This is a genomic window from Shewanella sp. 10N.286.52.A9 (assembly GCF_041468985.1).
Lineage (GTDB): Bacteria > Pseudomonadota > Gammaproteobacteria > Enterobacterales > Shewanellaceae > Shewanella > Shewanella japonica.
In genome coordinates, this window is the sequence record NZ_JBFRJQ010000031.1 from 78,127 (window position 1) to 90,921 (window position 12,795).

Here is a 12,795-nt window from a genome sequence, read left to right on the forward strand (position 1 = left end):
CGTAGCGGCCTCTGACTGTGTCATCTGATACCAATAATGTCGGTATTTAAGACGAAAATCGTGATTAAAACTAACTGCCTATCAGCATAGCAACTTTTATACCTCCAATAGTAAGTAGATTGTAAATGCGTGATCTAACACCAATGTTTATCAGTGATAGCTAATTAACGTAGCCTTATGTCCTATTAAAATTAGCAATATGGACAAATTGTCCTACTCTTAAAGTGGAATTAGCGATCTAGGTCAAACTTTAGTAATCAATCCTTCTGGCACTATTTTTGCAGCACTATACGCATAAAGGAAACAAAACCTAATAACCCCAGTATTCAAAGTCATAAGGTTGTTAAATAACATTATGTATTTATTGGTTATTTGTTTGTTTCTTGTTGTTTTCTGATTTCATAAGGCAAAGCTTTTATGCAACATACTGAAAATGTTTGGCCTATTTACGTTTCACTGAAAAAAGTGGAAAAAATGGTTGGTCGCTGGCCGTCGGTGACGTGGGAGGTCGATCAAATCGTCCCTGCTTCTCATCAGGCACCAGAAGGAGCAACGCTGGTGTTATTTGAGCTGCACAAAGATGAGCGTGGTAGTTACCGCATCAATCTCGATATGGATAACACCATGTTATACATCGTTTGTGATGAGCTGGATGACGGGACGTTAATTCCGACTTCAATATCTTGTGACCAAAACGTCGCAGCAGGCTGTTTAGAGTCTGAAACACCGGTATTAAATATCCCAATGCCAGAAGCGCTGGCTTGTTGGGTTGAAGCTTTTATAACGCGTCATGGAGAAGTTGAGATTTCAGCTAAGCGCCGTAAACATGTGAATCGCCGCAAGGATCAAGGCCCAAGCACAAATCACCTTCGGAGCCACTAAATGAGCGATAAACCAAGAGGATTTTTTTCTCGCTGGACTGAGCGTCGTGAGCAGGTTGAAGCTGAAGCTGCTGCTGATTTAGCAGCAAAAACACAGGCAACTGAAACTGAGCAGGTAAGCCCTGAAGGTGACACTGAAACAGTTGATGCGCACACTGTTGAGACGGCTGAACCAGAAAAAATTCTTGAAGCTGAAGATTTACCTGATCCAGAAAAAATCGAGGTTGGTGGTAGTTTTGCATCGTTTATGGGAGCGAATGTTTCTCCTGCTGCAAAATCTGCAGCCTTAAAGGCTTTATGGAAACAACCACAGTATAACGAAATTGATGGCCTACTTGAGTATGCCCTTGATTACAGTAACCAACCTAAGTTGAGCCCTGACGTTTCAGCTGAGTTGGCGAAAAAAGTTTTCCGCAACGTCATGAAAGATGAAGACAAAGCTGAAGATGAAGCGTTACTAGCAAGCGAGGGAGATGACACAGTTGGTGATGCAACTGATGCCCCGCAAGAAGTATTAAGTGAAAAGAGTGAATTAGTCGCGAAGACTGACCCGACTAACCAGAGTGATGATCTGGTTATGGCTTCAGAGGCAGAGATATCGCCTCAGCGCCAAGTTTAGGTCAGAAAACGTCGATAATTTAATGTCCACTATTTTAACGTGGTAGATGTCGTACTTATTGTTTTTAGCAGAAGTGATTAACTCGCTTGATGAAAGAGTTAATGATGAAAGGAATACAGTGCTAAGTAAGTCCATCAAACGTTGAAAACTGTTCAGGAATGCAATGTGAGCAATAGTCAAACCCCGCTTGAACTGCAACAAGTTCGCCAGCAGGTATTAGCACAGACTCAAGTGATTCAAAACTTGATTCCACCTACCGTCAGTTATACTACTGAAGGAAATGTGCTGGTTATCGGCCCAGAAGATCTGGCTCGATTAGCTGCAGACAAATTGTCCAATATGGCGAATGTCGTCATTTTGGCAAATGAAGCCATTACTAGCCAAGATGAAGCACATCTTGAAGCAGTAATGAATGCAGCAGTTAATAGTGAAAGCTATTACAACAAACTTATCTCAGTAAAAGGCTTTTTAGGCCAATTCCAAGTGACGGTAGAAAGCGAAGGCCAAGACAGCAAAGCTGCTGAACTTAGCCTTGTTGCTATTCGTAAACCACATTTTGATATCGTTTTAGATTTAAGCATGGCGCCATGTTTGAACCTTGAAATGCTGCCACCAGGTTATTTTTACGTAGGTCAGGATGCAGAGAAGCTTGCTGATGCATTAACACAAATTCCTGATTTAGTTGGTGAGTTTGATAAGCCACGCTATGTCAAAGTTAACAGTGATATTTGTGCCCACAATCGCAATGGCGTTAATGGTTGTAATCGCTGTTTAAACTTCTGCCCAGCAGATGCTATTAGTAGCATTGAAGACAAAATCGAAATTGACCCTTACTTGTGTCATGGTGCGGGTAGTTGTACCAACGCATGTCCTACAGGGGCCATCGCTTTTGATTTACCTACGCCACAAGCGCTCCATAGTTACATTCAAAAACTGATCAGCCGCTACCTTGAGCAAGCCCAAGCTGCTCCAGTGATTTTATTCCATGACAGTGGTGTTGGTGCTGAGCTGATTACAGCTGATTTAGTCGGGGACATTATCCCTGTTGAGTTAGAAGAAATTACAGTTGCTAGCATCGACCATTGGATGTCATCACTTGCTTGGGGCGCTCGCCAAGTGTTGATTCTTAACACTGACGCAACTGCACCAACATTAACGCAAATGTTAAACGGTGAATTGTCGCTTGCTAATACCATTTTAGATGAAATGGGCCAGCCTCAACGCATCAGCTTAATTGACCCGAGTATGCTTTCTGCGCTGAATGATAAATTAGCGATTAGCTTAGATTGGCCGCTAACGGTACCAGCAGCATTTACGCCAACAACTAAGCGTGAAACGTTATACGCCGCAGTGGATCATTTGAATCAGCAAGCTGCAGCAAGCGATACCTGTATTTCAATGAGTAATGTGCCATACGGCAAAGTGGAAGTGAATGCTGACAAATGTACCTTGTGTATGTCTTGTGTGGCGACATGTCCAACTCAAGCTTTAACGGATGGTGGTGATAAACCTGCATTACATTTCGTTGAGCAAGACTGTGTTCAATGTGGTTTATGTGAAACATCTTGTCCTGAAAATGTGATTAGCATTACTTCGCAAATCAACTTAGACCAAGCCTCACGTCAGCAACGCCAAACATTAAAAGAAGAACCACCATTTGAGTGTATTCGCTGTGGTACCGCATTTGCGACACAGTCAATGGTACACAGAATGATAGATATGATTGGTGGACACTCTGCATTTAATGCCAATGTTGAGCGTTTAAAAATGTGTGGTGATTGCCGCGTAAAAGATATGTTTGAAGACATTCTTGAAGACCCAGAGAAGCAACTTCGATAAGAGATCAGATATGACCGAATTAGTTAGAGAAATTTCAGAAAACGATCAGCTACGGGCAGATATTTACCAAATATTGGCAGCCTTGTTACGTCGCGAGCCTAACGCCGAGTTGCTCGCATTTTTAGCTGAGCTTGAAGTTGATGCTGAAGAAGACAATGACATGACAGCGGCTTGGCTTGGCTTGAAAGAAGCTGCGACCAAGTATACCGCTGAAGAGCTTGAGCAAGAATACTTCAATATTTTCTACGGCGTGGGTCGTGGTGAAGTATTGCCATACGCAAGTTGGTTTATGACAGGCTCACTAATGGACAAGCCATTAGCCCTTTTACGTCAAGATTTACTGCAATTAGGTTTTGCTCGTGAAGACGAAGTAAAAGAGCCAGAAGATCATGTGGCTGCATTATGTGAAGTCATGGGTACATTAATTTTAGAGGCTCCTGGTTACCGTCAGTTAGCTTTCTACCAACGCCATATTGGTAGTTGGATTGCGCGTTTTTGCGACACATTAGAACAAACTCCCAGTGCAGCCTTTTACGCACCAGTAGCAAAACTGGCAAAAGCCTTTTTTGAAATTGAAGCTAATGAGTTTGAACAGCTTAGCTTAGATATTCCAGTGAACTGCCCAGGCAGTGAGGCTGAAGCTAAAGCCGCTGAGTCAGCAGAGAAAATTGAACCTTCAACAAACGAATTAGCATCTTAATTTCGTGATTGATGGGGCAAAGATTTACGCCACTGACATTGTCAGTGGCGTAGACCGAAACGGGAGGAGACTCCCACTTAATCTAGGGTAAACAAGACCCTTTTATTTTAGCGTTACATTAAGGAGAGACTATGAAGAAGCAAGCTTCCGTCATGGATCGTCGTCAAATGCTTAAAGCATTGGCTGTCGGTAGTGCCGCTGGCGCAGTTGCTACTGTTAGCGGACAAGCTCTAGCTGCCTCACCAGAAGCCATATCAAGTGTGGATAAAAGTGATGGTTATAGAGAAACAGACCATGTACGTAGTTACTACGCCACCTTACGTAGTAAGTAATTAAAGGAGAATATGTGATGCGATTAACCCGCAAAACAGAGACAGTTGAAGTCGCAGATAAACCTGCACTTGGACTCAATCGTCGCCAGTTTTTGAAATCAGCCACATTGGCAACAGGTGGTATTGCTGCAGCCTCAATGCTGGGCGCAGGCATGATGCGTAAAGCTGAAGCGAAAGATGTACCTTATGATGCACCTACCGAAGTAAAACGTACTATTTGTTCTCACTGTTCAGTGGGCTGTGGTATTTATGCTGAAGTTCAAAATGGTGTATGGACAGGTCAAGAGCCTGCATTTGATCATCCATTTAACGCTGGTGGTCACTGTGCTAAAGGTGCTGCACTGCGTGAACATGGTCATGGTGAAAAGCGTCTTAAGTATCCAATGAAACTTGAAGGCGGTAAGTGGAAAAAACTTTCTTGGGAACAAGCGATTGAAGAAGTAGGCCAAAAAGCCTTAGATATTCGTCAAGAGTCAGGTCCTGATTCAGTATTTTTCATGGGTAGTGCGAAGTTCTCGAACGAACAAGCTTATATGTACCGCAAATTAGCGGCAATGTGGGGCACGAACAACGTCGACCACTCTGCACGTATTTGTCACTCTACCACTGTAGCCGGTGTTGCAAACACTTGGGGTTATGGTGCGCAAACGAACTCATTTAATGACATTCGTAAATCGAAAGCGATGATGTTCATCGGTTCGAACCCTTGTGAAGCTCACCCAGTTTCAATGCAACACATCCTTGAAGGTAAAGAGCGCGGCGCGAAAATTATCGTAGTCGACCCTCGTTTCACCCGAACTGCAGCAAAAGCTGACGAGTTCGTGCATATCCGTCCAGGTACGGATATTCCTTACATTTATGGTTTGTTGTGGCATATTTTTGAAAACGGTTGGGAAGACCAAACATTCATTGACCAACGTGTATACGGTATGGAACGTATCCGTGAGGAAGTGAAAAAGTGGAATCCACAAGAAGTTGAAAATGTTGCCGGTGTACCTGAAAAGCAAATGCGCCGTGTGGCTAAAATGCTTGCAGAGACTAAGCCTGGTACTGTGGTTTGGTGTATGGGTGGTACTCAGCATCACGTCGGTAATGCGAACACGCGTTCATACTGTATCTTGCAATTAGCGCTAGGCAACATGGGTGTTGAAGGTGGTGGTACTAACATCTTCCGTGGTCATGATAACGTACAAGGTGCAACCGACTTTGGTTTACTATTCGATACTTTACCTGGTTACTACGGCTTGAAGACCGGTTCTTGGAAGCATTGGTGTAATGTGTGGGATCTTGATTACGAATGGGTTAAAAACCGCTTCGACCAAGCCCAACACTTAGGTCAAGACCCAATGACTTCGACGGGTATCCCATGCTCACGCTGGCATGATGGTGTACTTGAAGACAAATCTAAGATTGCGCAGAAAGATAACATTCGTATGTCATTCTTCTGGGGGCAATCAGTCAATACCGAAACCCGTGGTCGTGAAGTGCGTGAAGCATTGAACAAAATGGATACGGTAGTGGTTGTCGATCCATTCCCAACCATGGCGGGTGTTATGCATGAGCGTACAGATGGCGTATATCTACTACCTGCTGCGACTCAGTTTGAAACATACGGTTCTGTTTCTGCATCTAACCGCTCACTGCAGTGGCGTACTCAAGTTATTGAGCCATTATTTGAATCAAAAGCTGACCACATAATCATGTACAAGCTGGCGAAAAAATGGGGCATCGATGCTGAATTCTGTAAGCACATTAAAGTGAATGGCGATGAGCCGTTGATTGAAGATATGACTCGTGAATTCAACAAAGGTATGTGGACTGTTGGTTATACAGGTCAAAGTCCTGAGCGCTTGAAAATGCACCAAGAAAACTGGGGCACGTTCGATATTGAAAGCTTAGAAGCACCAGGTGGCCCTGCAAAAGGTGAAACTTACGGTTTACCTTGGCCATGTTGGGGGACTGCAGATATGAAGCACCCTGGTACACAAATTTTGTACCGCACGGGCCGTGAAGTGAAAGACGGTGGTGGTAACTTCCGTGCTCGTTACGGTGTTGAGCATGAAGGTAACAACATTCTTGCTGAAGGCTCATACTCTAAAGGCAGCGAAATTCAAGACGGTTATCCTGAATTTACCGCTGACATGCTTAAACAGCTTGGCTGGTGGGATGATTTAACCGCCGAAGAGAAAGTTCATGCTGAAGGTAAAAACTGGAAAACTGATATTTCTGGTGGTATTCAACGTGTTGCGATTAAGCATGGTTGTATCCCTTACGGTAATGCGAAGGCCCGTTGTATTGTTTGGAACTTCCCAGATGATATCCCGGTTCACCGTGAGCCATTATATACCCCTCGTCGTGACTTAGTGTCTAAGTATCCAACTTACGAAGACCGTATGGTTGCACGTCTTCCAACCTTGTATAAGACAATTCAAGACAAAGATTTCTCAAAAGACTTCCCATTAGCAGTGACGACGGGTCGTTTAGTTGAGTATGAAGGTGGTGGTGAAGAAACCCGCTCAAATCCATGGCTTGCAGAATTACAGCAAGAAATGTTTATTGAGATTAACCCTGCAGATGCAGCAGATCGCGGCTTACGTGATGGTGATGACGTATTCGTTCACAGTCCAGAAGGCGCTAAGATCACAGTTAAAGCAATGGTGACTCCACGAGTCATTGCTGGTGAGTGTTTCATGCCATACCACTTTGCGGGTGTATTCGAAGGCAAGAGCCTAGAGAAGAGCTACCCAGAAGGAACGGTTCCTTACGTTATCGGCGAGTCTGCCAATACCGTGATGACCTATGGTTATGATGTTGTGACTCAGATGCAAGAGACTAAGTCTAGCTTGTGTCAGATCAGCAAAGCCTAATTAACTTGATGAGGAGATAAGCCATTATGGCAGTCATGAAATTTTTGTGTGACACCAAACGCTGCATCGAGTGTAACGGTTGCGTCACAGCTTGTAAGAACGAAAACGATTCCGCTCTAGAGTGGGGAATTCAACGTCGCCGTGTAGTCACTATCAATGATGGTGAACCAGGCGAAGCATCAATCTCAGTGGCATGTATGCACTGTACCGATGCACCTTGTATGGCCGTTTGTCCGGCGGATTGTTTCTATCAAACCGAAGACGGTCTAATTTTGCACGACAAAGATACATGTATTGGTTGTGGTTATTGCTTCTATGCTTGTCCTTTCGGTGCGCCGCAGTTCCCTAAAAAGACTGCATACGGCAGCCGAGGCAAAATGGATAAGTGTACTTTCTGTGCCGGTGGCCCAGAAGAGAACCATTCAGAAGCTGAACGCAAGAAGTACGGTGCAAACCGTATTGCTGAAGGCAAATTACCTATGTGTGCGGAGCTTTGTTCAACCAAAGCCTTGCTTGCTGGTGATGCTGAAATTGTATCTACCATTTACCGTGAACGTATGGCAAAACGTGGCAACCCAAATACTATTTGGGGCTACGATCCTAAAACGGGTGATATGGTTTAGGCAGTGCAAATGGTTACGGACAGTGGTCCGTAACCAAGCAAGGAGTGACAATGTTAAACAATCAGTTAAACAAATCACTGCGTAGCTTATTTGCTCTGTTAGTTCTGGTGATGGGGTTGGGTTTTGCGACCACAACGTTAGCGGCAGATGAACAATCAAGTAAGCAGCAGGCAGGGAAAGAAAACCCAGCAGATTTATGGCGAGCAGTTAAGGCCGGTGACTCAGGCTTTACCACAGCTCAAGGTATCGAACCTGGGGTGCTAATTAATGTTGGCGGCAACGAAGGAAGATTACTAAGAGATAAGTATATTACACCAGCAGTAGCGCTTGCGTTGGTGGGTGTATTTGGTGCTTTCTTAATCTTTTACTTTGTTAATGGTCCAGCAAGATTAAGCAAAGGTTTCTCTGGCAAAATGGTCGAGCGCTGGTCGAAGGCAGACATTTGGCTGCATTGGATTATGGCCATTGCGTGTTTAATCTTAATGCTGACAGGCTTAGTGATTTTACTGGGTAAATTTGCGATTCAACCGTACGTTAGTAATAGCATTTGGGCTGGTATTATTGCCTTTTGTAAGCTAGTGCATGATTGGGTTGGTCCAGTATTTATCGTGTCTTGGCTTATGTGTATCGTTAAGTGGATGCCATTACAAACCATCAAGATGTATGACATTAAATGGTTCTTAGTTGTAGGTGGTTATATCAACTTCGGTCCATTTAAAGGTAAGCATCCAGACAGTGGTTTTGCTAACGCTGGTGAGAAAATGTGGTTTTGGACATTAGTCTTCTTTGGTCTATTTATCAGTGTTTCTGGCATGATGTTAGTGCTACCTGGTTTAGACTTACCACGTGAAGCGTCTATGGTTGCGTTACTGGTTCACGGAGTGAGCGCGGCGATCTTAATTGCATTTACGATTGTGCATATTTGGATGGCAACGGCATTAAGTGAAGGCGGTTTGGAATCTATGATTTCAGGCTACTGTGATGAAAACTGGGCAATCCAGCATCACAACCTTTGGTACGATGAGATTAAAGCCAACGGTACGTTGAAATATCAAGACTAAAGCTCATTAGTAAATAACTAAGCGAGTAAAACGCCTCAAAGACACATTGCTTTGGGGCGTTTTTATTGGATTGATATAAAATAAGCTGCTGACGTATCAAAATTGTAAATAATGTCAGTCGTTATTCCTGTCATTCACTCAATAATCTTGCCAATTTCTGTTTGTAAAAAATCAGTCTGATTACCTTGTTGCTGCATCGTGTTGGAGCTCCTGTTTACCGTTTTGGCTGGACGATGAAGAAAGTGGATTAATTGGTTGTCAGCCTCTTGTTTTTCACACCGGTAAAATCGGTTGTAATAAGAGAGAAGGTGATGTGATTGTTAATGATGTCATCAACATTTATCAATTCCACCTGGTCATATTCCTTCATAGCTAAAAAGACTATTGAATAAGCTTTTAAGCTCAAATAGCTATAAGTAAATAATAAGAATTCTCAATACCAAAGTGAGATTATTTCTTTATAAATCAGTCACTATGTTAATTTTTTTAACATTTGTTGTTGGCTGTTTTTTACCCCGTTCTAGATGTCTTCCATAATGCTCATGATAAAAATTTGACCTAGTTAACGCTTTCTACTTTCAGTGTCTTTTTTTGGAATATGAACAGGTGCTAGATCAATTTTTTCTTCGTTATCTCTCTATATATTAGCCACGTAAATTTGTGGATATTATTCATTTAGAAGTGTTTTTACCTTTCTGGCCTACTTAGTTAACCATTTGTTTACAAATGGTGTTTAGTGACCGTAAAGGCCTACAAGGGCATCAACCACAGAGTTGGTGTGATTTAAACCGGGAGTAAAGATGAAGAAGCAACAGCCTGATCTGAATCGCAGATCTTTGCTGAAAGCCATCACCGTAGGTAGCGCTGCATCAGCAGCCATCGCCGTAACTGGTGTGAGTGTGGCTCAAGCAACCGAGAGTAACGTTAGCAAGAAAGATTCTAACGGTTACAAAGAAACTGCGCATATTCGTAGCTACTACGATAGCTTACGCGGCTAATTCAGGAGAAATAAGCGATGAAGTTAACTCGCAAGTCTACCGCAGCTCCTAAAGCTGCTACCAAGTCGCTCGGTATCAACCGTCGTCAATTTATGAAGAATGCAGGTATTGCTACTGGTGGTATCGCCGCTGCTTCACTAATGGGCACTGGCATGATGCGTAGAGCAGAAGCTCATGATGTACCTCATGATGCGCCAACTGAAATCAAACGTACTGTATGTTCTGCATGTGCTGTTGGTTGTGGTTTATACGCTGAAGTACAAAATGGCGTTTGGACAGGTCAAGAGCCTGCATTCGATCACCCATTCAACGCTGGTGGTCACTGTGCTAAAGGTGCTGCTTTACGTGAACATGGTCACGGTGAAAAGCGTCTTAAGTACCCAATGAAACTTGTTGATGGCAAGTGGAAGAAATTATCTTGGGAACAAGCTTACAACGAAGTCGGCGACAAAATGCTTGATATTCGTGAAGAGTCAGGTCCTGATTCAGTTTACTTTATGGGTAGTGCTAAGTTCTCGAACGAAGGCTGCTACATGTATCGTAAATTTGCGGCAATGTGGGGCACGAACAACGTAGACCACTCTGCACGTATTTGTCACTCTACCACGGTAGCTGGTGTTGCTAACACTTGGGGCTACGGTGCGCAAACTAACTCTTTCAACGATATCCAGAATGCAAATGCAATCTTCTTCATCGGTGCAAACCCGGCTGAAGCGCATCCAGTTGCAATGCAGCATATCTTAATCGCGAAAGAGAAAAACAACGCTAAGATTATCGTTGTTGACCCTCGTTTCTCACGTACTGCTGCACATTCAGATCTTCACTGTGCATTGCGTCCAGGTACTGATATCCCATTCATCTACGGTATGCTTTGGCACATCTTCGAAAACGGTTGGGAAGACAAAGCGTTCATCCAAGAACGTGTTTTCGAAATGGAAACTATTCGCGAAGAAGTGAAGAAGTTCCCACCGAAAGAAGTTGCAGACATCACTGGTTGTAGTGAAGAAGAAGTTTACCAAGCTGCGAAAATGATGGCAGATAACCGTCCAGGTACTGTTGTTTGGTGTATGGGTGGTACTCAGCATCACGTCGGTAATGCGAACACTCGTGCTTACTGTATCCTTCAATTAGCACTAGGTAACATGGGTGTTAAAGGCGGCGGAACAAACATTTTCCGTGGTCACGATAATGTTCAAGGCGCAACTGACTTAGGTTTATTATTTGATAACTTACCTGGTTACTACGGCCTGACTTCTGGCGCATGGGATCACTGGACAAACGTTTGGGACCTCGACAGAAATTGGGTTTCTAGCCGTTTCGACCAAAATGAATACCTTGGCCGTGTGCCAATGAATACTCCTGGTATTCCTTGTTCACGCTGGCATGACGGTGTTTTAGAAACACCTGAAAAATTAGCGCAAAAAGACCGTGTACGCATGGGCTTCTTCTGGGGTCAATCAGTTAACACTGAAACTCGTCAAGATGATGTTCGTGAAGCACTAGACAAGATGGACACTGTTGTTGTTGTGGATCCTTTCCCAACTATGGCTGGTGTTATGCACCGTCGTCAAAACGGCGTTTACTTGCTTCCAGCTTGTACTCAGTTTGAAACTGAAGGTTCAGTATCTAACTCTGGTCGTTCACAACAATGGCGTGAAAAAGTTGTTGAGCCATTATTTGAATCAAAAACTGACCTTGAGATCATGTACCGTCTATCTCAAAAACTTGGTTTTGCTGAACAGTACACTAAGCGTATCGCTAAAGATGCAAATGACATTCTAGTTATTGAAGACATCACTCGCGAAATTAACCGCGGTATGTGGACAATTGGTATGTCAGGTCAAAGCCCTGAGCGTATCAAAGAGCACACTCAAAACTGGGGCACGTTCAGCAACAAGACACTTGAAGCTGCTGGCGGACCTGCTAAAGGCGAAACTTACGGTTTACCTTGGCCTTGTTGGGGTACTCCAGAGCAGAAGCACCCTGGTACTCAAATCCTATATAACACGCACAAACACGTGTTAGAAGGCGGCGGTAACTTCCGTGCACGCTACGGTATCGAATACAAAGGTAAGAACCTTCTTGCTGAAGGCAGCTTCTCTAAAGGCGCTGAAATCACAGATGGTTACCCAGAGTTCACTGCAGACATGCTTAAACAGCTTGGCTGGTTCGATGAACTAACTGCTGAAGAGAAAGTTCACGCTGAAGGTAAAAACTGGAAGACTGATATCTCTGGTGGTATCCAACGCGTTGCAATGAAGCACGGCTGTATCCCTTACGGTAACGCTAAAGCTCGTTGTATTGTTTGGACATTCCCTGACCAAGTACCTGTTCACCGTGAGCCGTTATACACGCCTCGTCGTGACTTAGTATCTAAGTACCCAACGTACGCAGATATGCAAGTACACCGTTTACCTACGCTGTACAAAACAATTCAAGACAACGACAACAGTGCTAAGTACCCACTTGCGCTAACATCTGGTCGTCTTGTTGAGTACGAAGGTGGTGGTGAAGAGTCTCGTTCTAACCCTTGGTTAGCAGAACTTCAACAAGAAATGTTTGTTGAAATCAACCCTGCTGATGCTGCAGATCGTGGTCTACGTGATGGCGATACAGTGTGGTTAGAAGGTGCTGAAGGCGGACGCATCAAGATTAAAGCAATGGTTACTCCACGCGTTAAGCCTGGTGTTACTTGGATGCCATACCACTTCGCGGGTGAAATGCACGGTGAAAGCCTTGCACCTAACTACCCAGAAGGCACTGTTCCTTACGTACTAGGTGAATCAGCTAACACTGCACTGACCTATGGTTATGACCCTGTAACACAAATGCAGGAAACCAAAGCGTCGCTTTGTCAAATTGAAAAAGCGTAATT

Annotated in this window: 10 protein-coding genes; all 10 read left to right on the forward strand. The window is 43.8% G+C overall.

Features of this window, described 5'->3' with window-relative positions:
- Positions 1-417 precede the first annotated feature (417 nt).
- The 10 genes from AB4128_RS18935 to AB4128_RS18980 all read left to right on the forward strand — a co-directional run bounded on the left by AB4128_RS18935 (position 418) and on the right by AB4128_RS18980 (position 12,793).
- Positions 418-882 (forward strand): DUF3305 domain-containing protein, encoded by a 465-nt coding sequence (locus AB4128_RS18935; RefSeq protein WP_055024161.1) that lies wholly within the window; start codon positions 418-420, stop codon positions 880-882.
- The gene (locus AB4128_RS18940; protein WP_080917209.1) at positions 883-1,500 is read left to right on the forward strand and encodes a DUF3306 domain-containing protein; all 618 of its coding nucleotides are present in this window, start codon (positions 883-885) and stop codon (positions 1,498-1,500) included. It abuts the gene before it with no gap.
- 165 nt (positions 1,501-1,665) lie between these two features.
- Complete coding sequence (locus AB4128_RS18945) at positions 1,666-3,339, forward strand: 4Fe-4S binding protein (protein WP_080917208.1); 1,674 nt, start codon at positions 1,666-1,668, stop codon at positions 3,337-3,339.
- 10 nt (positions 3,340-3,349) lie between these two features.
- Positions 3,350-4,039: a molecular chaperone gene (locus AB4128_RS18950; RefSeq protein ID WP_055024164.1), complete on the forward strand. Its 690-nt coding sequence runs from the start codon at positions 3,350-3,352 to the stop codon at positions 4,037-4,039.
- Positions 4,040-4,170: 131 nt separating this feature from the next.
- Entirely contained in the window at positions 4,171-4,371 is a 201-nt protein-coding gene (locus AB4128_RS18955) for a twin-arginine translocation signal domain-containing protein (protein ID WP_372038630.1), read from the forward strand.
- Positions 4,372-4,388: 17 nt separating this feature from the next.
- A complete protein-coding gene (locus tag AB4128_RS18960) occupies positions 4,389-7,238 on the forward strand; it encodes a formate dehydrogenase subunit alpha (RefSeq protein WP_055024166.1) in 2,850 nt (949 codons plus the stop codon).
- Between the two features lie 26 nt (positions 7,239-7,264).
- Positions 7,265-7,861 (forward strand): formate dehydrogenase FDH3 subunit beta, encoded by a 597-nt coding sequence (gene fdh3B, locus AB4128_RS18965; protein WP_055024167.1) that lies wholly within the window; start codon positions 7,265-7,267, stop codon positions 7,859-7,861.
- Positions 7,862-7,911: 50 nt separating this feature from the next.
- Positions 7,912-8,922: a formate dehydrogenase subunit gamma gene (locus AB4128_RS18970; protein ID WP_055024168.1), complete on the forward strand. Its 1,011-nt coding sequence runs from the start codon at positions 7,912-7,914 to the stop codon at positions 8,920-8,922.
- 800 nt (positions 8,923-9,722) lie between these two features.
- Complete coding sequence (locus AB4128_RS18975) at positions 9,723-9,920, forward strand: twin-arginine translocation signal domain-containing protein (RefSeq protein WP_055024169.1); 198 nt, start codon at positions 9,723-9,725, stop codon at positions 9,918-9,920.
- A 17-nt stretch (positions 9,921-9,937) separates the two neighbouring features.
- On the forward strand, positions 9,938-12,793 hold the full coding sequence (locus AB4128_RS18980) for a molybdopterin-dependent oxidoreductase (RefSeq protein ID WP_055024170.1): 2,856 nt from the start codon (positions 9,938-9,940) through the stop codon (positions 12,791-12,793).
- Positions 12,794-12,795 lie beyond the last annotated feature (2 nt).

Coding starts and splice junctions, on each gene's coding strand:
- fdh3B (WP_055024167.1), top strand. CDS start 7,265: ATGGCAGTCATGAAATTTTTGTGTGACACCAAACGCTGCATCGAGTGT.
- AB4128_RS18935 (WP_055024161.1), top strand. CDS start 418: ATGCAACATACTGAAAATGTTTGGCCTATTTACGTTTCACTGAAAAAA.
- AB4128_RS18940 (WP_080917209.1), top strand. CDS start 883: ATGAGCGATAAACCAAGAGGATTTTTTTCTCGCTGGACTGAGCGTCGT.
- AB4128_RS18975 (WP_055024169.1), top strand. CDS start 9,723: ATGAAGAAGCAACAGCCTGATCTGAATCGCAGATCTTTGCTGAAAGCC.
- AB4128_RS18955 (WP_372038630.1), top strand. CDS start 4,171: ATGAAGAAGCAAGCTTCCGTCATGGATCGTCGTCAAATGCTTAAAGCA.
- AB4128_RS18970 (WP_055024168.1), top strand. CDS start 7,912: ATGTTAAACAATCAGTTAAACAAATCACTGCGTAGCTTATTTGCTCTG.
- AB4128_RS18950 (WP_055024164.1), top strand. CDS start 3,350: ATGACCGAATTAGTTAGAGAAATTTCAGAAAACGATCAGCTACGGGCA.
- AB4128_RS18960 (WP_055024166.1), top strand. CDS start 4,389: ATGCGATTAACCCGCAAAACAGAGACAGTTGAAGTCGCAGATAAACCT.
- AB4128_RS18980 (WP_055024170.1), top strand. CDS start 9,938: ATGAAGTTAACTCGCAAGTCTACCGCAGCTCCTAAAGCTGCTACCAAG.